Source organism: Streptomyces sp. NBC_01267 (genome assembly GCF_036241575.1).
GTDB lineage: Bacteria > Actinomycetota > Actinomycetes > Streptomycetales > Streptomycetaceae > Streptomyces.
In genome coordinates this window covers 3963987-3982462 of record NZ_CP108455.1, presented here as the reverse complement: position 1 = coordinate 3982462, position 18476 = coordinate 3963987, and the positions used below count along the sequence as shown (strand labels likewise).

General features: G+C 66.2%; 16 protein-coding genes. 8 read left to right on the top strand and 8 right to left on the bottom strand.

The genetic code is table 11. From position 1 onward, the window contains the following. Positions 1 to 130: 130 nt before the first annotated feature. Positions 131 to 1648: a replicative DNA helicase gene (gene dnaB, locus OG709_RS18300; RefSeq protein WP_329166957.1), complete on the bottom strand. Its 1518-nt coding sequence runs from the start codon at positions 1646 to 1648 to the stop codon at positions 131 to 133. 385 nt (positions 1649 to 2033) lie between these two features. Between dnaB and OG709_RS18295 the strand changes: the two genes are divergently transcribed. Beyond that, positions 2034 to 3371, top strand: coding sequence for an MATE family efflux transporter (locus OG709_RS18295; RefSeq protein ID WP_250302329.1), 1338 nt, complete (start codon positions 2034 to 2036; stop codon positions 3369 to 3371). Between the two features lie 156 nt (positions 3372 to 3527). Here the strand turns inward: OG709_RS18295 and rplI are convergent, their stop codons facing one another. The 4 genes from rplI to rpsF form a co-directional block, all read right to left on the bottom strand. Beyond that, positions 3528 to 3974 carry a 50S ribosomal protein L9 gene (gene rplI, locus OG709_RS18290; protein ID WP_250302330.1) on the bottom strand — a complete coding sequence of 149 codons (447 nt, stop codon included), beginning with the start codon at positions 3972 to 3974 and terminating at the stop codon, positions 3528 to 3530. Positions 3975 to 3992: 18 nt separating this feature from the next. Next, a complete protein-coding gene (rpsR, locus tag OG709_RS18285; protein WP_003967857.1) occupies positions 3993 to 4229 on the bottom strand; it encodes a 30S ribosomal protein S18 in 237 nt (78 codons plus the stop codon). A gap of 42 nt (positions 4230 to 4271) precedes the next feature. Continuing rightward, on the bottom strand, positions 4272 to 4874 hold the full coding sequence (locus OG709_RS18280; protein WP_250302331.1) for a single-stranded DNA-binding protein: 603 nt from the start codon (positions 4872 to 4874) through the stop codon (positions 4272 to 4274). Between the two features lie 72 nt (positions 4875 to 4946). Further along, positions 4947 to 5237 (bottom strand): 30S ribosomal protein S6, encoded by a 291-nt coding sequence (rpsF, locus tag OG709_RS18275; protein ID WP_215093090.1) that lies wholly within the window; start codon positions 5235 to 5237, stop codon positions 4947 to 4949. A gap of 267 nt (positions 5238 to 5504) precedes the next feature. Between rpsF and OG709_RS18270 the strand changes: the two genes are divergently transcribed. The 3 genes from OG709_RS18270 (at position 5505) to OG709_RS18260 (ending at position 8202) form a co-directional block, all read left to right on the top strand. Beyond that, positions 5505 to 5828, top strand: coding sequence for a hypothetical protein (locus OG709_RS18270; RefSeq protein WP_250302332.1), 324 nt, complete (start codon positions 5505 to 5507; stop codon positions 5826 to 5828). Between the two features lie 120 nt (positions 5829 to 5948). Then, positions 5949 to 7067, top strand: a complete 1119-nt coding sequence (locus OG709_RS18265; protein WP_250302333.1) for a lipid II:glycine glycyltransferase FemX — start codon at positions 5949 to 5951, stop codon at positions 7065 to 7067. Between the two features lie 103 nt (positions 7068 to 7170). Beyond that, entirely contained in the window at positions 7171 to 8202 is a 1032-nt protein-coding gene (locus tag OG709_RS18260) for an alanine racemase (RefSeq protein ID WP_250302334.1), read from the top strand. Positions 8203 to 8300: 98 nt separating this feature from the next. Here the strand turns inward: OG709_RS18260 and OG709_RS18255 are convergent, their stop codons facing one another. Continuing rightward, positions 8301 to 9797, bottom strand: a complete 1497-nt coding sequence (locus tag OG709_RS18255; RefSeq protein ID WP_250302335.1) for a glycosyltransferase family 87 protein — start codon at positions 9795 to 9797, stop codon at positions 8301 to 8303. A 116-nt stretch (positions 9798 to 9913) separates the two neighbouring features. Beyond that, positions 9914 to 12631, bottom strand: a complete 2718-nt coding sequence (locus tag OG709_RS18250; protein ID WP_266641830.1) for a transglycosylase domain-containing protein — start codon at positions 12629 to 12631, stop codon at positions 9914 to 9916. A 399-nt stretch (positions 12632 to 13030) separates the two neighbouring features. Between OG709_RS18250 and OG709_RS18245 the strand changes: the two genes are divergently transcribed. The 4 genes from OG709_RS18245 to OG709_RS18230 all read left to right on the top strand — a co-directional run bounded on the left by OG709_RS18245 (position 13031) and on the right by OG709_RS18230 (position 16836). Next, entirely contained in the window at positions 13031 to 13711 is a 681-nt protein-coding gene (locus OG709_RS18245; protein ID WP_250302338.1) for a PadR family transcriptional regulator, read from the top strand. Positions 13712 to 13760: 49 nt separating this feature from the next. Continuing rightward, complete coding sequence (locus OG709_RS18240; RefSeq protein ID WP_250302339.1) at positions 13761 to 14843, top strand: inositol-3-phosphate synthase; 1083 nt, start codon at positions 13761 to 13763, stop codon at positions 14841 to 14843. 102 nt (positions 14844 to 14945) lie between these two features. Continuing rightward, positions 14946 to 16202 (top strand): MFS transporter, encoded by a 1257-nt coding sequence (locus tag OG709_RS18235; protein WP_329166951.1) that lies wholly within the window; start codon positions 14946 to 14948, stop codon positions 16200 to 16202. 115 nt (positions 16203 to 16317) lie between these two features. After that, positions 16318 to 16836, top strand: a complete 519-nt coding sequence (locus tag OG709_RS18230) for an LppU/SCO3897 family protein (protein WP_250302341.1) — start codon at positions 16318 to 16320, stop codon at positions 16834 to 16836. A gap of 92 nt (positions 16837 to 16928) precedes the next feature. On the opposite strand, the gene OG709_RS18225 is transcribed toward OG709_RS18230, so the two are convergent. Next, positions 16929 to 18371, bottom strand: a complete 1443-nt coding sequence (locus tag OG709_RS18225) for a CCA tRNA nucleotidyltransferase (RefSeq protein ID WP_250302342.1) — start codon at positions 18369 to 18371, stop codon at positions 16929 to 16931. Positions 18372 to 18476: the final 105 nt, after the last annotated feature.

Sequence of the window (18476 nt, the reverse complement as noted above, 5' to 3'; positions counted from 1 at the left end):
CCGGTAGTCGCGGCTTCCTCGGTCAGCGACAGGAGAGGCACAGTTCTCCCCTCCAGGTCCTAATGGACACCCGGTGGACATCCCCGGACGAGAAAAGAAAACGGATCCGAGAACCTGCAGCAACAGCGGGTCACGTCTGCGCCATGTCCACGAACCGCGAGTAATGGCCCTGGAACGCCACCGTGATCGTCGCCGTCGGGCCATTACGGTGCTTGGCCACGATCAGGTCCGCCTCGCCCGCTCGCGGCGACTCCTTCTCGTACGCGTCCTCACGGTGCAGCAGGATCACCATGTCCGCGTCCTGCTCGATCGAACCCGATTCACGCAGGTCGGACACCATGGGCTTCTTGTCCGTACGCTGCTCGGGGCCACGGTTCAGCTGCGAGAGCGCGATGACCGGAACTTCGAGTTCCTTCGCCAGCAGCTTCAGGTTTCGCGACATGTCCGAGACCTCTTGCTGGCGGCTCTCGGGGCGCCGTGACCCACCGGACTGCATCAGCTGCAGGTAGTCGATCACGACCAGTTTCAGATCCTGCCGCTGCTTGAGCCGCCGGCACTTCGCACGGATCTCCATCATCGACAGGTTCGGCGAATCGTCGATGAACAGCGGAGCGGCGGTGACGTCCGGCATCCGCCGCGCCAGCCTCGTCCAGTCCTCGTCCGTCATCGAGCCCGACCGCATGTGGTGCAGCGCCACTCGCGCCTCCGCCGACAGCAGACGCATCGCGATCTCGTTGCGCCCCATTTCGAGGGAGAAGATCACACTCGGCAGTCCGGACTTGATCGAACAGGCCCGCGCGAAGTCCAGTGCCAGCGTCGACTTACCCATGGCGGGGCGCGCCGCGATGACGATCATCTGGCCCGGGTGCAGTCCGTTCGTCAGCGCGTCCAGGTCCGTGAAACCGGTCGGCACCCCGGACATCTGGCCGCTGCGCGAACCGATCGCCTCGATCTCGTCGAGTGCCCCTTCCATGATGTCGCCGAGCGGCAGATAGTCCTCCGAGGTCCGCTGCTCGGTGACGGCGTAGATCTCGGCCTGGGCGGAGTTGACGATCTCGTCGACATCCCCGTCGGCCGCGTATCCCATCTGCGTGATCTTGGTACCGGCCTCGACGAGCCTGCGCAGGACCGCCCGCTCATGGACGATCTCGGCGTAGTACTCGGCGTTGGCGGCCGTCGGAACCGACTGGACGAGGGTGTGCAGATACGGCGCCCCGCCGACCTTCTTGATCTCGCCACGCTTGACCAGTTCCGCGGCGACCGTGATCGGGTCGGCCGGTTCGCCCTTCGCGTAGAGGTCAAGAATGGCCTGGTAGACGGTCTCGTGCGCGGGACGGTAGAAATCCTGGCCCTTGATGACCTCGACGACATCGGCGATGGCGTCCTTGGAGAGCAGCATGCCGCCGAGCACGGACTGCTCGGCGTCGATGTCCTGCGGGGGCACCCGCTCGAACGCGGGAGAGCCCCCCTCCCAGGAACCGCCTTCACGGTCCCGGTCGTGCTGTTCACGTCCGCCACCGCCGTCACCACGACGCTGCCGGGAGACGGGCAGACGATCACCCGGACTGGTCTCAGCCCAGGGGTCGTCCAAGGGCTCGGGAATGCTCACCGGGCCGCCTCCTCCCGTCCGCTCCGCGGACCTAGCCATGCCACTCTTTCTTACGGCACGGCACCGACAAACAAGGGGCCCGACTCCGCGAACGGCGCGTCGGGCGCCGGTCCACGTTAGGCCCGCAGACACCGTCAGCCAATCTTGTTATCCACAGGGCCTGTGGATGAAGGACCACATGCTGTGGGTAACTCGCCGAAACCTGTGCACGGCTCGGGGGACAGCGCTGTGGACAAAGTCATAGCACCACCCTCACCACCACCCTGACCTGCACTTTCATCGTCCACTGGCTGTGGGAGAGAAAAACTTTCCCGACTGGACCAAGATCACGACAAACAGCGCACGACAAGAGCCGAAGCGGGATCTTCAGTAAGGGTTGCAGACACATTGCATCTCTTACCTGTGGAAGATTAGATTGACCCCCATGACACTGGCCCCCACGGCGTCCAAGCCGAGCCGACGACGACACGACCGCGAGATCATCTCGCTCGCCGTCCCCGCCTTCGGCGCTCTTGTCGCCGAGCCGCTCTTCGTCATGGTCGACAGTGCCATCGTCGGCCACCTCGGCACCCCCCAACTGGCGGGCCTCGGCGTCGCGGCAGCCCTGCTGAGCACCGCCGTGAGCATCTTCGTCTTCCTGGCCTACGCCACTACGGCGGCCGTCGCCCGACGGGTCGGAGCCGGAGACCTCCAGGCCGCCATCCGCCAGGGCATGGACGGCATCTGGCTGGCCCTGCTGCTCGGCGCCCTTGTCATCGCCGTGGTCATGCCCACCGCGCCCTGGCTGGTGGGCCTCTTCGGAACCTCGGCCGACGCGTCCCCCTACGCGGTCACCTACCTCCGCATCTCCAGCCTCGGCATCCCCGCGATGCTGGTGGTCCTGGCAGCAACCGGGGTTCTTCGCGGCCTCCAGGACACCCGGACTCCGCTGTACGTCGCGATCGGCGGCTTCGCCGCCAACGCCGCACTCAATGCAGCACTCGTCTACGGAGCCGGTCTGGGCATCGCGGGATCCGCCTGGGGCACGGTGATCGCCCAGTTCGCCATGGTCGCGGTCTATCTGATGGTGGTCGTACGAGGGGCGAGAAAGCACGGTGCCTCGCTGCGGCCGGACACTGCCGGGATACGGGCCTGCGCCCAGGCCGGAGTGCCTCTGCTGGTCCGCACGCTCTCGCTGCGCGCCGTCCTGATGACCGCCACCGGCGTGGCGGCCCACCTCGGTGACACCGATGTGGCGGCGCACCAGATCGTCCTCTCGCTCTGGAGTCTGCTCGCCTTCGCTCTGGACGCGATCGCCATCGCCGGGCAGGCGATCATCGGCCGCTATCTGGGGGCGGGCGATACCGAGGGCGCGAGACAGGCCTGCCGCCGCATGGTGCAGTGGGGGATCGCTTCCGGAGTAGTACTGGGCGCACTGGTGGTGGCTTCCCGCCCACTCTTCGTTCCGCTCTTCACCGGCGACCAAGCAGTACGGGACGTTCTGCTCCCTGTGCTGTTGGTCGTGGCCGTGACCCAGCCGGTCTCAGGGATCGTCTTCGTCCTGGACGGCGTGCTCATGGGCGCGGGCGACGGGCGCTATCTGGCGGGAGCGATGGTAGTGACGCTGGCCGTGTTCGCCCCTGTGGCACTCCTGGTACCGGCGATGGGCGGCGGGCTGACCGCACTGTGGTGGGCGATGGCTCTGATGATGGCGGTACGGATGATCACGCTCTGGCTGCGGGCCCGCTCGGGCCGCTGGATCGTCACCGGCGCCACCCGCTGAGCACTGTCGGCTCACGGTCGAGCGACGCGACGTTCTGCCGGCCGACCAGCGAGCAGACCAACAAACGCTGGCCATCGGTGCGTGTTTCACGTGAAACGGCGAAAGGGCCGCACCCCGGAGGGTGCGGCCCTTTCCATGCTCTGCCGAGCGCAGCGATTACGCGGCGACGACCTCGATGCCGAGCTTCGCGGCAACGTCGGCGTGCAGACGCACGGACACCTGGTGGGCGCCCAGGGTCTTGATCGGCGAACCGAGCTCGACGCGACGCTTGTCGACGACGGGACCACCGGCAGCCTTGATCGCCGAGGCGATGTCGGCCGGAGTGACGGAACCGAAGAGGCGGCCGGCGTCGCCGGAGCGAACGGCCAGGCGGACCTTCACGCCTTCGAGCTTGGCCTTGACCTCATTGGCCTGCTCGATGGTCGCGATCTCGTGGATCTTGCGGGCGCGGCGAATCTGCGCCACGTCCTGCTCGCCACCCTTGGTCCAGCGGATCGCGAAACCACGCGGGACCAGGTAGTTGCGGGCGTAACCGTCCTTGACGTCAACGACGTCACCGGCGGAACCGAGGCCAGCGACCTCGTGGGTGAGGATGATCTTCATTTTTCGGTCACCCTTCCCTTATCGCGCAGTGGACGTGTAGGGCAGCAGCGCCATCTCACGGCTGTTCTTGACAGCCGTGGCGACGTCACGCTGGTGCTGCGTGCAGTTGCCGGTAACGCGGCGGGCACGGATCTTGCCACGGTCGGAAATGAACTTCCGCAGCATGTTCGTGTCCTTGTAGTCCACGTACTGGGTCTTGTCCTTGCAGAAAGCGCAGACCTTCTTCTTAGGCTTGCGCACAGGCGGCTTCGCCATGGTGTTTCTCCTGTGTGATCAAGAAGTGGGGTACGAGCTGCCTCAGAAAGGCGGCTCGTCCGAGTAGCCGCCGCCCGAGCCGGAACCGCCGGAGCTTCCGCCCCAGCTGCCCCCGCCCTGCTGCTGGCCACCGCCGGACGGTGCGCTGGAGGCCCACGGGTCGTCGGCGGGTGCACCGCCACCGCCCTGCTGGCCTCCGCTGGGGGCTCCGCCCCAGTTGCCGCCGCCCTGCTGCTGGCCACCGCCGCCGTAACCACCCTGGCCGCCCTGACCGCCTCGGCCGGTGGTCTTGGTGACCTTGGCCGTGGCCGTCTTGAGGCTGGGGCCGACTTCCTCGACGTCCAGCTCGTAGACCGTGCGCTTGACGCCCTCACGGTCCTCGTAGGACCGCTGCTTCAGCCGGCCCTGCACGACAACGCGCATGCCTCGCTGAAGCGACTCCGCGACGTTCTCCGCCGCCTGACGCCAGACCGAGCAGGTGAGGAACAGGCCATCGCCGTCCTTCCACTCATTGGTCTGCTTGTCGAAGATGCGGGGAGTGGACGCGACACGGAACTTCGCGACCGCCGCACCGGACGGGGTGAAGCGCAGCTCGGGGTCGTCGACGAGATTGCCGACGACCGTGATGACGGTCTCGCCTGCCATGGGTGAACCTCTCGGCGGGGATTGCTGGGCTGCTTGTTGCTACTCGAACCCGATGACTACTGAGCTAGTTGCTCAGTGGGTCTCGGGGCGGAGGACCTTGGTCCGGAGGACCGACTCGTTCAGGTTCATCTGGCGGTCGAGCTCCTTGACGACCGCAGGCTCGGCCTGCAGGTCGATGACCGAGTAGATGCCCTCGGGCTTCTTCTTGATCTCGTAAGCGAGACGACGACGGCCCCAGGTGTCGACCTTCTCGACCTTTCCGTTGCCCTCGCGGACGACGGAGAGGAAGTTCTCGATCAACGGGGAGACAGCGCGCTCCTCGAGTTCGGGGTCGAGGATGACCATCACTTCGTAGTGACGCATGTGGAACCCACCTCCTTTGGACTCAGCGGCCACGGTCGTTCCGTGGCAGGAGGGTCGTGATGCGTACGCAACGGTATCGGCAGCCACTGACAATCCACTTTCACCGGGGAGAGGGATTGCGACCTGGCCTGGGCAGACACCGGTGCAGACCGTACAGACTACCCGCAGACCCGCTTCCGGTTGAAATCCGGCGGTCAGGGGGCAGAATCTCTATGCGTGGGATGTGTGCGGCGCTACTGTGCGCCGCCTTATGCCAGGAGGTGCCTGATGGCTCAGGCAGCGCGACACAGTCACGGATCTTCGGTCTCTCTCTTCGCCACGGACGGCAAACCACACCCGCTGCAGGACACCCTGGTCGCTGTGACCCTGGTGCTCGGTCTGCTGGCCGTCTTCACGTCGATATTCCACAACCTGCACCTGCTCAGTTCCTGGGCCGGGCTGGTGGGAATCCTCACCGGTGGCTACGGGATGTTCATCTCGGTCACCACGCGTGAACGGTTCATCGTGATCCTCGGGCTGGGCACCGCGGCGGTGGGCTTCTTCATCGCCATGGCGCACGGTGGTCTCTTCGGTGGTGTGGTCGGCGGCTAACTGCGTCCGTACCACTTGTCCCATACGGCCAGTCGGGGCGATTCTCGGTCGCAGTAGGCTTCGGCGGGAGAGCCGACGCCCCTGTACCCATGGGGACACGCCTGCCGAGGAGCGCCCCGAATGAGCCTGACCCTGAGGACCATCAGCCGCGAGCAGCATCTGGCGTACATCCAGAGTCTGCCCGCGGCGAGCCACTGCCAGGTCCCGGCGTGGGCGGATGTGAAGACGGAGTGGCGCTCGGAGAGCCTCGGCTGGTTCGACAAGGACGGCCAGATCGTCGGAGCCGGCCTCGTGCTCTACCGGCAGCTCCCCAAGATCAAGCGCTATCTGGCGTACCTCCCCGAGGGCCCGATCCTCAATTGGTACGCACCCAATCTCAATGAGTGGCTTCAGCCGATGCTGGCCCATCTCAAGGAGCAGGGCGCGTTCTCGGTGAAGATGGGCCCGCCGGTCGTCATCCGCCGGTGGAATGCGGCTGCGATCAAGTCGGGTATCCAGAACCCGGATGTGAAGCGTCTGCGCGATGTCGAGGCGACGCACATCGAGCCGCGTGCCTTCGAAGTGGCCGACCGGCTGCGCAAGATGGGCTGGCAGCAGGGCGAGGACGGCGGCGCCGGTTTCGGCGATGTGCAACCGCGCTACGTCTATCAGGTGCCGCTGGCGAATCGCTCGCTCGATGATGTCCTCAAGGGCTTCAACCAGTTGTGGCGGCGCAACATCAAGAAGGCCGAGAAGGCCGGTGTCGAGGTCGTCCAGGGCAGTTACGAGGACCTGGCCGAGTGGCAGCGCCTGTACGAGGTCACGGCGGAGCGCGACCACTTCCGGCCCCGCCCGCTCTCGTACTTCCAGCGCATGTGGTCGGTCCTCAACACCGAGGACCCCAACCGGATGCGGCTGTACTTCGCCCGTCACGAGGGGGAGAACGTCGCTGCCGCGACGATGCTGATCGTCGGCGGCCACGTCTGGTACTCCTACGGCGCTTCCGCCAACCACAAGCGGGAGGTCCGCCCGTCGAACGCCATGCAGTGGCGCATGCTCCGCGATGCGTACGCGATGGGCGCCACTGTCTACGACCTGCGTGGCATCTCCGACACACTGGACGAGACCGACCATCTCTTCGGTCTGATCCAGTTCAAGGTGGGCACCGGCGGCGAGGCCGTCGAGTACATCGGTGAGTGGGACTTCCCGCTCAACAAGCTGCTGCACAAGGCGCTCGACATCTACATGTCGCGTCGTTAAGAGGGATGATGATGCCGTCGTCCCGTTCGGCCAGTTCACAATCACGTTCGTCCCGTTCATACCTCAGATACACCGCAGCTCCGAGAAAGGTTCCGGTCCGGCCATGGCGCTGACCCTCTACGTCGACACCGCGCGCTGGCGGGCGCACCAGAAGTCCGTGCTCGATCAGTTCCCGGGAATCGTTCCGGTCTGCAAGGGCAACGGGTACGGCTTCGGTCATTCCCGGCTCGCGGACGAGGTGACGCGCTTCGGTTCCGAGATCATCGCCGTCGGCACCACGTACGAGGCCGCTCGGATGAAGGACTCGTTCGGCGGTGACCTGCTGGTCCTCACACCCTTCAGGCGCGGTGAGGAACCGGTGCCGCTGCCGGACCGGGTGATCCGTTCCGTTTCCTCGGTCGACGGTGTGCACGCGCTGGTGGGCGCCCGTGTGGTCATCGAGTGCATGAGCTCCATGAAGCGCCACGGTGTCGCCGAGGCGGATCTGGGCCGGCTGCACGCGGCGATCGACGACGTACGTCTCGAAGGTTTCGCGCTGCACCTTCCGCTGGACCGTACGGACGGTTCCGACGGGGTCGAGGAAGTCATCGCCTGGATGGACCGGTTGCGTAGCGCCCGGCTGCCGCTGCACACCATGTTCGTCAGTCATCTGAGGGCCGAGGAACTGGCGCGGTTGCAGCAGCAGTTCCCGCAGACCCGGTTCCGTGCGCGGATCGGCACCCGGCTGTGGCTGGGCGATCACGAGGCGACGCAGTACCGGGGTTCCGTCCTGGACGTCACGCAGGTCGTGAAGGGGGACCGGTTCGGCTACCGGCAGCAGAAGACCGCCTCGGACGGCTGGCTCGTGGTGGTCGCGGGCGGTACGTCGCACGGGGTGGGCCTGGAGGCGCCGAAGGCCCTGCACGGGATGATGCCGCGTGCGAAGGGTGTCGCGCGGGCGGGCCTGGCCACGGTGAACCGCAACCTGTCGCCGTTCGTGTGGGCGGGCAAGCAGCGCTGGTTCGCCGAGCCCCCGCACATGCAGGTGTCGATCCTCTTCGTGCCTTCGGACGCGCAGGAGCCGAGGGTGGGCGATGAGCTGGTGGCCCATCTGCGCCATACGACAACGCAGTTCGACCGCCTCGTGGATCACTGAACCGATCACCGAGCGGGCCGCCGGACCGGGAACGGGCCGGGCGGCAGAGCATCACGGCGGAGGCGGGTTCCGGTTGCCGGAACCCGCCTCCGCTGTGTCTATTCGTCTGCCGCGCTGCTGCCCCACTCGACATGCGCACCTTCGTGGTCGCGTGCGGCGTACCGCGCCGACCGGGCGGCGGGGCCGAGTACGAACACGTCCCGGGCACCGTCCAGCACACCCCCCGACGGATCGTCGGAGCCGTCCTTGCGCACGACGTCCCGTTCCGGCATGAGGATGTCCCGCACGATCACCGCGCAGATGTAGAGCGTTCCGAGCAGATGCAGTGCGATGGCGAACTGGTAGCCCTCGGGCGGCAGTCCCTTGGGTTTGTCGCCGCTCATCGTGTACGCGAGGTACATCCAGATGCCCAGGAAGTACATGACCTCGCAGGCCTGCCAGATGAGGAAGTCACGCCAGCGCGGCCGGGCGAGGGCGGCGAGGGGGATGAGCCACAGGACGTACTGCGGTGAGTAGACCTTGTTGGTCAGGATGAACGCGGCGACCACGAGGAAGGCGAGCTGCGCGAAACGCGGGCGGCGCGGGGCGGTGAGCGTGAGAACCGCGACGCCGCCGCACAGCAGGACGACCAGCAGCATCGCCCAGGTGTTCACGTGGCCGATGTCGAGCGGCTTGCCGGTGCGCTGGGTGATGATGAGCCAGAAGGAGCCGAAGTCGACATTCCTTTCCTGACTGAAGGTGTAGAACTTCTTCCATCCCTCGGGGGCGAGCAGCATGACGGGCAGGTTCACGACGAGCCAGGACGCTGCGGCGCCGAACACGGCCACCCGGCACTCCCGCAGCTTCCCGGCGCGCCAGCACAGCACGATGAGCGGGCCGAGGATCAGTACGGGATAGAGCTTCGCGGCGGTGGCGAGGCCGATGAGGATACCGAAGGCCAGGGCCCTTCCCCTCGACCACATGAGCAGGGCGGCTGCGGTCAGGGCGACGGCGAAGAGGTCCCAGTTGATGGTGGCGGTGAGCGCGAAGGCCGGCGCGAGGGCGACCAGCAGGGCGTCCCAGGGGCGACGCCGGTGGGTCCGTGCGACACAGACAGCCATGACTGCTGTGCAGATCATCAGCATGCCCGCGTTGACCATCCAGTACACCTGTTCGCGGTGCTGCATGGCGCCGCCGTGCGGCGTCAGCCAGGAGGCGACCTCCATGAACAGCCCGGTGAGTACCGGGTATTCGAGGTACGGCATGTCGCCGTTGATCCGGTCGAAGTACGGCACGAGGTCGTCGGCGAAGCCACGGCCGACGTAGAGGTGCGGGATGTCGGAGTAGCAGGCGTGGTTGTACTGGGAGGTGGCTCCCTGGAACCAGGCCCAGTCGTAGCAGGGCATTTTCTGCACCATGCCGAGTGCGAACATTCCGATCGCGACCAGGGCGATGACGCGTACCGGCGTGAGCCGGCTCGCGCCGGTGCGCGCCCAGCGCCCGATGGGTCCACCGATCAGCTCGCTGCCCGTCGCGGCGATCTCGTCCTGCTGCGTGGGCCGCACCACTGACTCTGCGGTCTTCTGTGCGGGCCGGTCCTCGTGCACGCTCGTCATGGCGGCCATCCTGCCGTACGCGGCTGTGCACGCGAGGAGGGCCGCCACAGCCGGGAGACTGTGGCGGCCCTCGTCGTACGGATCGACCCGGTCAGCCGACGGGGTTCACGCGGCGGTCACCCGCCCATCCCGCCGAAGAAGCCGCCGCCACCACCGTTGGCTCCGTGGCCGCCGCCGTTCTGGCCACCCGGAGGCGTCTCGCTGGGCCCCGGACTGGCTCCGCCGCCGGTTCCACCGTCGGCCGTACCCCCGTCGGTCCCTCCGGGGTCTCCGCAGGTCCAGTCCTGCCACTTGTTGCAGGACTCACTCGGGGACGGAGTCGTGGAGGGCGTGTCGGACGGGGACGGCGACGGAGCGGACGGCGTCGGGCTCGGCGACGAGGGCAGGACCGGGGTCGGCTTCGGGGAGGACACACCGCCGCCGTAGACGACCTTCCCGATCGGCTCGGGTGCCGGGAAGTCCACGGCCTTCGTGCCGCTGAGCGCCTGCGACATGTAGTCGTGCCAGATCTGCGCCGGGAACGAGGCACCGTGGATCTTGTCCTCGCCACCGGTGCCGTACATCTTCTCGAACGTGCGGTTCTTGCCCTTGGCGTCGTCGTCGAAGCGGTACATGTCGATGGCGGTGGAGAGCTGCGGGGTGTACCCGATGAACCAGGCGGACTTGTTGCCGTCGGTGGTACCGGTCTTGCCGGCGACTTCCCGGTCCGGAAGCCGTGCGGCGGTTCCGGTGCCCTTGTCGACCACGGTCTTCAGCACATCGGTGACGTTGCTGGCGATGGCCGTCGAGAACGCCATCTTCTCCACCTGCTTGTGCTGGTAGACCGTCCTCCCTTCATTCGTCACCTCGGTGACGGAGAACGGTTCGTTCTGACGGCCGTTGTTGGCGAAGGTGGCGTAGGCGCCGGCCATCCGGATCGCGCTCGGGCTGGAGGTACCGATGGAGAACGAGGGAAAGTTGGAGCTGGCCATGCTCTGCTTGTCGTCGCGCAGCCCCGCGGCGATGGCCGCCTCACGCACCTTGTCGGTGCCGACGTCCATGCCGAGCTGGACATACGCGGAGTTCACCGACTCCCTCATGGCCTCGCGCAGGTCGATCGCGTAGCTCGGAGGGGCACCGACAGAGTCCTTGCCGTCGTTCTCCTGCAGCCACTGCTCTCCCTTCTCGTTCTGCCAGACGGTGCCGTCGTAATTCTTGATCTTCAGGTCGTTCTGCCCGCTGTAGAGGCTCTTCGGCGAGACGATCGTGCGGTCCGAATCGGGTTGGTCGGATCCGAGGGAGGGGTCGCGCTTTCCGTACTCGAGCGCGGCGGCCAGGACGAAGGCCTTGAACGTCGATCCGACCTGGGCTCCGGTGTAGTCGGCGTTGTTCATGTAGTGCTTGGTGGCGTCCTCACCGCCGTAGATGGCGGCGATGGCGCCGGTCTGCGCGTCCACCGACGCTCCGCCGAACTGGACGTGGGTGTCCGTCTTCGGCCGCAGACCGGGCTTGATCTTGGCCTTGCGGACCTTCTCCACCGCCGCTTCCAGCTCCTTGACCTTCTTCTTGTCGAAGGTCGTATGGATCTGGTATCCACCCTTGGCCAGCCCCTCGGCCGTGACGCCCTGCTTGTTGTTGTTGATGAAGTACGAATTCGCGAGGTCGACGAGGTAGCCGGTCTGCCCGCCCAGCTGGGCGGTCTTCTTCCGCGGGTCCACCTTCGGGAACGTCGTGTACTTGTCACGCTCGGCCTTCGGGAGACGACCGTCCTTGACCATCTCGTCGAGGATCCATTTCCAGCGCTTGGTGGCCCGCTCCGTATTGTCCGCCGGAGTGGCTGCCGGATCGATCTCGACGGCACCCGCGGGGTCGTAGTAGCTGGCGCCCTTGAGGAGCGTGGCGAGGAACGCGCACTGGCTCGGGTTGAGCTTGTCGGAGTCCACTCCGAAGTACGTGCGTGCCGCGGCCTGGATGCCGTAGGCGCCGCGCCCGTAGTACGAGGTGTTGAGGTAGCCGCTCATGATGTCGTTCTTGTCTATCTTGGCGCCGACCTTGATGGAGATGAACAGCTCTTTGAACTTACGGCTGAACGTCTGCTCCTGATCGAGCCGGGAGTTCTTCACATACTGCTGGGTGATCGTCGAACCGCCCTGGGTCTGACCGCCCTTGGCCATGTTGAGCACGGCACGGGCGATACCCATGGGGTCGATGCCCTTGTCCTTGTAGAACGTCTTGTTCTCGGCGGAGACCACCGCGTTCTGCATCGCGACGGGGATCTTGCTGAGCGGCACGATCTGCCGGTTGATTTCATTGCCGGCGGCAACCATCTGACTGCCGTCGGACCAGTAGTAGACGTTGTTCTGCGCCTGCGACGTCTTGCTGGCGTCCGGGATGCCCACCATGGCGTACGCGATGGTGGCGGCCGCCAGGATGCTGCCGGCGAAACCGATGAAGAGACCGGTCACCAGCCGCCAGGACGGCGCCCAGTGGCGCCAGCCGGTCAGATTCGCGCGCGGGTAGTCGATGAACCGCTTCTTCCCGGGGCCACGGCCTCCACCGGAACCGCTGTCCCCATGGCCACCGCGGCCACCGCGACCGCCCGAACCGCGTCGGCCACCGCGGCCACCGCCCGCTTCGGCGGCTCGGCGGCGCCCGCCTCCGCTGCGCTGGGCAGCACGTCTGGCCTCGGCACGTCCGCCGTACGGGCGCTCCTCCTCGTCGTAGGAACCGGAAGGTGACTCAGTGGTGGTTCGCGGGGGAGCTGCGCGGCGGCCGGGAGGCTGCTGGGCGACTCGCCTGGCCGCGGCACGTCCACCACTCTGTGGCTGTGGCGGTTTGCGACGGTGCTCGCTCATCGAACGACTACTCCTCGGGCAGGCGCTAACGCCTGGAAACGGCAGTTGAGTTCCGGTCCCCCCGACACACGGACAGCCCCTCGGACGGGCACATCCGCGGCACGGACAGCCCCCTGGCCGGGCCCGTCCGCAGCGCATTCCGTGGGCCGAGACAACTGACGTCCCCTGGTGTCACTCGGCCCCCGGCGGTCTGCATGCCGCACAGACTACGCACGCTCAAAACCCTCTCAGTGCCGAGGTTCGCCTCAAATCAGGCAAGTTGCCGCCTATGAATCCGCGATGTGACGCCGCTCACGATGGCTCCCCTTGTCGCGGGCGCAAGGTCGTTCTATCGTGCTGATGTATCGACTCGATACATCAGCACGGCATAAGTGACCGGACCAGCAGAGGAGGCGAAGGTTGAGCAGGCGCTCAGGCATCCTCGAATTCGCCGTACTCGGCCTGCTCCGTGAGTCGCCGATGCACGGCTATGAGCTGCGCAAACGCCTGAACACCTCGCTGGGGATCTTCAGGGCCTTCAGTTACGGGACCCTCTACCCCTGCCTCAAGACGCTGGTCGCCAGCGGCTGGTTGATCGAGGAACCGGGCAGTGCCCCGGAGGACGCTCTCGCAGCTTCACTCGCAGGACGCCGCGCCAAGATCGTCTACAGGTTGACCGCGAACGGCAAGGAGCACTTCGAAGAGCTCCTTTCGCACACCGGCCCCGATACCTGGGAGGACGAGCATTTCGCTGCACGTTTCGCCTTCTTCGGGCAGACGGAACGCGAGGTGCGGATGCGGGTGCTCGAGGGCCGCCGGAGTCGGCTGGAGGAGCGTCTCGAAAAGATGCGCGCCTCTCTGGCCCGTACTCGCGAGCGGCTGGACGATTACACGCTTGAGTTGCAGCGGCACGGCATGGAATCCGTGGAGCGCGAAGTGCGCTGGCTGAACGAGCTCATCGAGAGCGAGCGGGCGGGACGGGATCAGCGACGATCCCCCGACGCCGGCGCCGCTCAGCAGGACATATCAGGAGATACGGGCGGCCTGCCCCGGCATCGGGGTACCACCCCGCCGGATCCGTCCGATGACACCGCTAAGTGAAGCTCTGCGTCCGCAGGGCTTCGTCGAGAACACACAGGGAGCAACCGGAATGGGTTCGGTTCGCGTAGCCATCGTCGGCGTGGGCAACTGCGCCGCCTCGCTGGTGCAGGGCGTCGAGTACTACAAGGACGCCGATCCGGCCGGCAAGGTGCCCGGTCTGATGCACGTCCAGTTCGGCGACTACCACGTAGGTGACGTCGAGTTCGTCGCCGCCTTCGATGTCGACGCGAAGAAGGTCGGTCTCGACCTCGCGGATGCCATCGGTGCCAGCGAGAACAACACCATCAAGATCGCCGACGTGCCGAACACCGGCGTGACGGTCCAGCGTGGTCACACCCACGACGGTCTGGGCAAGTACTACCGCGAGACGATCGAGGAGTCCGGCGAGACCCCGGTCGACATCGTCCAGATCCTCAAGGACAAGCAGGTGGACGTCCTCGTCTGCTACCTGCCCGTCGGTTCCGAGGTCGCTGCCAAGTTCTACGCGCAGTGCGCCATCGACGCCAAGGTCGCCTTCGTCAACGCTCTCCCGGTCTTCATCGCCGGCACCAAGGAGTGGGCGGACAAGTTCACCGAGGCGGGCGTCCCGATCGTCGGTGACGACATCAAGTCCCAGGTCGGTGCCACCATCACGCACCGCGTCATGGCGAAGCTCTTCGAAGACCGCGGTGTCCGCCTCGAGCGCACCATGCAGCTGAACGTCGGCGGCAACATGGACTTCAAGAACATGCTGGAGCGCGACCGCCTGGAGTCCAAGAAGATCTCCAAGACGCAGTCGGTCACCTCGCAGATCCGTGACCGCGACCTGGGCGCCGACAACGTCCACATCGGTCCCTCGGACTACGTCGCCTGGCTGGACGACCGCAAGTGGGCGTACGTGCGCCTTGAGGGCCGCGCCTTCGGTGACGTCCCGCTCAACCTCGAGTACAAGCTCGAGGTGTGGGACTCCCCGAACTCCGCGGGCGTCATCATCGACGCCGTGCGCGCCGCGAAGATCGCCAAGGACCGCGGCATCGGCGGCCCGATCCTCTCCGCGTCCTCGTACTTCATGAAGTCCCCGCCGGTGCAGTACTTCGACGACGAGGCCTACGAGAACGTCGAGAAGTTCATCAAGGGCGAGGTCGAGCGCTGAAGCTCACTCTGAGAACGATCGTCCTCGGTCGTTGAGGGCCCCCGGGCATACTGCCCGGGGGCCCTTTCCGTGCCCGCTCACCTCTGTGTGACGCTTGCCCACATGCCTGTTGCCCGTGATCTGTGCGCGCTTCTGCGCCTGACCGGCTTCCGGCGACTGCTGGCAGTGCGGCTGCTCTCCCAGTCGGCCGACGGCGTCTATCAGATCGCACTCGCCACGTATGTCGTCTTCTCCCCTGAGGAGCAGACCTCACCGGCCGCCATCGCTTCGGCGATGGCGGTACTGCTGCTGCCGTACTCCCTGATAGGCCCGTTCGCCGGAGTTCTACTGGACCGCTGGCCACGTCGGCAGGTCTTCCTGTACGGGAATCTGCTGCGGGCCGTCATGGCCTCCGCGACCGCGTTGCTGGTACTCACCCGCGCACCCGACTGGCTCTTCTACACGTCCGCTCTCTGCGTCACAGCGGTCAACCGCTTTGTGCTGTCCGGGCTTTCGGCCGCGCTGCCACGCGTCGTCGCCCCCGGGCGACTGGTCATCGCGAACGCGCTCTCCCCCACAGCTGGGACGCTCGCCGCGACGGCAGGAGGCGGATTGGCCCTGGCTGTACGGGTACTCACCGTGGACTCCGATGCCGTCATCGTCCTGCTGGGAGCTGTCCTCTATCTGTGCGCCGCGGTTGCATCCCTGCGAATAGCCCGCGATGTGCTCGGGCCGGAGCTGGTGTCGGATCAGCCGAAGCTTGCCGCTGCGCTGGCCTCGACGGTACGGGGGATGGTCGACGGACTGCGTCATCTGGCCGAGCGGCCGACGGCAGCGCGGGCGCTGACCGCGATGACGCTGCTGCGATTCTGCTACGGGGCGCTGACGGTGATGCTGCTGATGCTCTGTCGATACGCCTGGTCCTCGCGTGAGTCGGACGGCCTCGCACTCCTCGGAATCGCGGTCGGAGTCTCGGGCGCCGGGTTCTTCGCGGCGGCAGTGGTGACGCCCTGGGCAGTGGGGCGCCTTGGCCCGTACGGCTGGACAGCGGTCTGCTCGGGCTCAGCTGCCGTGCTGGTCCCAGCTCTCGGCCTGCCGTTCGCTCCCGTCCCGACCCTCGTCGCCGCGTTCATCCTGGGGCTCGCGACCCAGGGAACGAAGATCGCCACCGACACAGTGGTGCAGTCCTCAGTGGCTGACGCCTTCCGTGGCCGGATCTTCTCGGTGTACGACGTGCTGTTCAACGTCGCCTTCGTAGGGGCCGCCGCAGTCGCTGCACTGATACTGCCCTCGGACGGCAGGTCGGTCCCGCTCCTGGGCACAGTTGGCGTCATCTACGCAACAGTTGCTGTATTTATGGCCCGTTTTCGGCGCACGTGAGTGTCACATCAGAGCCACAGAAGCGCCCTCGGTTCCAGAAACGTCAGAGCGGCCCGCTACTTTACGGGCGTCGACGACGCGCACACGCGCATCAATTCAAGGGGGATCCCAACCCATGTCCACTCCGCCGCCCCAAGGCGAGAACCCGTACGCCCAGCAGCCCACCCCGCCCCACGGGCCGCCTCAGGGCGGCAACCCGTACGGCCAGCAGACGCCGCCGGGTCCGTACGGTCAACCGGGGCAGCAGGGCGTCCCGCAGCAGCCGTCGCCGTACTTCAACCAGGGCGGCGGCCCGGTCCCACCGGCTCCGGTCGCTCCACCTCGCCGTGGCGCCATGAAGTTCGTCAAGATAGGAATCGCCGTGGTCGTCGTGGGCCTCATCGCCTTCGGCTGGTTCGCCAGCAGGCATGACGCCAACACGGCCAAGGTCGGCGACTGCATGAGCATCGGCAACCCGGACAGCACGACCAACCCCGATCTCAAGGTTGTGGACTGCAGCGACGCCAAGGCCAAGTACAAGGTCGCCGAGAAGAAGGACGGGACCAGCGGCGAGTGCGACCGCAGCAAGTATTCGCAGTACACGGAGAGCGGCGACAAGGACTTCACGCTCTGCCTGTCGGACTACAAGAAGTAGCCCCCTGCAAGGCATGACGGAGGGGCGGTGTTTCACGTGAAACACCGCCCCTCCGTCATGCCCGCAGGTCATGTTTCACGTGAAACATGACCTCAGCCCTGCGCGGCCCACCACTCCTTGAGTTCCGCAACGGCCTCATCACGCTCCATCGGGCCGCGCTCCAACCGCAACTCCAACAGGAACTTGTACGCGTTACCGATCACCGGCCCGGGACCGACGCCCAGGATCTCCATGATCTGGTTGCCGTCGAGATCGGGACGAATCGAGTCGAGTTCCTCCTGCTCCTGCAGGTGGGCGATGCGCTCCTCAAGTCCGTCGTACGCACGAGAGAGCGCATTGGCCTTTCGCTTGTTGCGCGTGGTGCAGTCCGAGCGCGTCAGCTTGTGCAACCGCTCCAGCAGCGGCCCGGCGTCACGCACATAACGCCGCACAGCCGAGTCGGTCCACTCGCCGGTTCCATAGCCGTGGAAGCGCAGATGCAGCTCGACAAGCTTGGTGACGTCCTTGACCATGTCGTTCGAGTACTTCAGTGCCGTCATGCGCTTCTTGGTCAGCTTCGCGCCCACCACCTCGTGGTGATGGAAGGAGACTCCGCCGTCCTTCTCGAAGCGGCGTGTCCGCGGCTTGCCGATGTCATGCAGCAGGGCGGCCAGCCGAAGTACCAGGTCGGGGCCGTCCTGTTCCAGGTCCATGGCCTGCTCCAGCACGGTCAATGAGTGCTCGTACACGTCCTTGTGACGGTGGTGCTCGTCGCTCTCAAGACGTAGAGCCGGAAGCTCGGGAAGTACCCGCTCGGCGATGCCCGTCTCGACGAGCAGCGCAAGCCCCTTGCGTGGATTCGCGGACAGCAGCAGTTTGTTGAGCTCGTCGCGTACCCGCTCCGCCGAGACGATCTCGATGCGCTCGGACATGGCCGTCATCGCGGCGACAACCTCCGGCGCCACGTCGAAGCCCAACTGGGCGGCGAAGCGCGCCGCCCGCATCATGCGCAGCGGATCGTCAGAAAACGACTCCTCCGGAGTGCCCGGAGTACGCAGCACCCGACCGGCAAGGTCATCCAGGCCTCCATGCGGGTCGATGAACGTCTTCTCCGGAAGGGCCACCGCCATCGCGTTGACGGTGAAGTCGCGGCGCACGAGATCTTCCTCGATGGAGTCGCCGTAGGACACCTCCGGCTTGCGTGAAGTCCTGTCGTACGCCTCCGAACGGAACGTCGTGACCTCGATCAGATAGCCGTCCTTCTGGCAACCGACCGTCCCGAAGGCAATTCCGACTTCCCACACCGCGTCGGCCCACGGCCGGACGATCTTCAGCACGTCTTCGGGGCGGGCGTCCGTGGTGAAGTCCAGATCGTTGCCGAGCCTGCCGAGCAGTGCATCCCGGACCGATCCTCCGACCAGTGCGAGGCTGTGTCCGGCATCCTGGAATCGGCGGGCAAGGTCATCGGCGACCGGGGACACCCGTAGCAGTTCGGTGACCGCTCGGTGCTGCACCTGACTCAGTGCACTGGGGTTGTCATCATTGGCTTTCGGCACAACAGAAAAGGGTACGTGCCCGAGCTGGCCGGAGCGTCCCGATTTCCCGGCTCCGCGAACACTCTTCTGATCTTGAGGAGCAGTCCGCGGCGCTCAGCCCTGGAA

What these genes read in the sequence shown, in the direction of transcription:
- OG709_RS18250 (WP_266641830.1), bottom strand. Translation starts at nt 12,631, where the DNA reads ATGAGCGAGCACCGTCGCAAACCGCCACAGCCACAGAGTGGTGGACGT.
- OG709_RS18280 (WP_250302331.1), bottom strand. Translation starts at nt 4,874, where the DNA reads ATGGCAGGCGAGACCGTCATCACGGTCGTCGGCAATCTCGTCGACGAC.
- OG709_RS18255 (WP_250302335.1), bottom strand. Translation starts at nt 9,797, where the DNA reads ATGACGAGCGTGCACGAGGACCGGCCCGCACAGAAGACCGCAGAGTCA.
- OG709_RS18230 (WP_250302341.1), top strand. Translation starts at nt 16,318, where the DNA reads ATGTCCACTCCGCCGCCCCAAGGCGAGAACCCGTACGCCCAGCAGCCC.
- OG709_RS18240 (WP_250302339.1), top strand. Translation starts at nt 13,761, where the DNA reads ATGGGTTCGGTTCGCGTAGCCATCGTCGGCGTGGGCAACTGCGCCGCC.
- OG709_RS18295 (WP_250302329.1), top strand. Translation starts at nt 2,034, where the DNA reads ATGACACTGGCCCCCACGGCGTCCAAGCCGAGCCGACGACGACACGAC.
- OG709_RS18270 (WP_250302332.1), top strand. Translation starts at nt 5,505, where the DNA reads ATGGCTCAGGCAGCGCGACACAGTCACGGATCTTCGGTCTCTCTCTTC.
- OG709_RS18260 (WP_250302334.1), top strand. Translation starts at nt 7,171, where the DNA reads ATGGCGCTGACCCTCTACGTCGACACCGCGCGCTGGCGGGCGCACCAG.
- dnaB (WP_329166957.1), bottom strand. Translation starts at nt 1,648, where the DNA reads ATGGCTAGGTCCGCGGAGCGGACGGGAGGAGGCGGCCCGGTGAGCATT.
- rpsR (WP_003967857.1), bottom strand. Translation starts at nt 4,229, where the DNA reads ATGGCGAAGCCGCCTGTGCGCAAGCCTAAGAAGAAGGTCTGCGCTTTC.
- rpsF (WP_215093090.1), bottom strand. Translation starts at nt 5,237, where the DNA reads ATGCGTCACTACGAAGTGATGGTCATCCTCGACCCCGAACTCGAGGAG.
- OG709_RS18235 (WP_329166951.1), top strand. Translation starts at nt 14,946, where the DNA reads ATGCCTGTTGCCCGTGATCTGTGCGCGCTTCTGCGCCTGACCGGCTTC.
- OG709_RS18265 (WP_250302333.1), top strand. Translation starts at nt 5,949, where the DNA reads ATGAGCCTGACCCTGAGGACCATCAGCCGCGAGCAGCATCTGGCGTAC.
- rplI (WP_250302330.1), bottom strand. Translation starts at nt 3,974, where the DNA reads ATGAAGATCATCCTCACCCACGAGGTCGCTGGCCTCGGTTCCGCCGGT.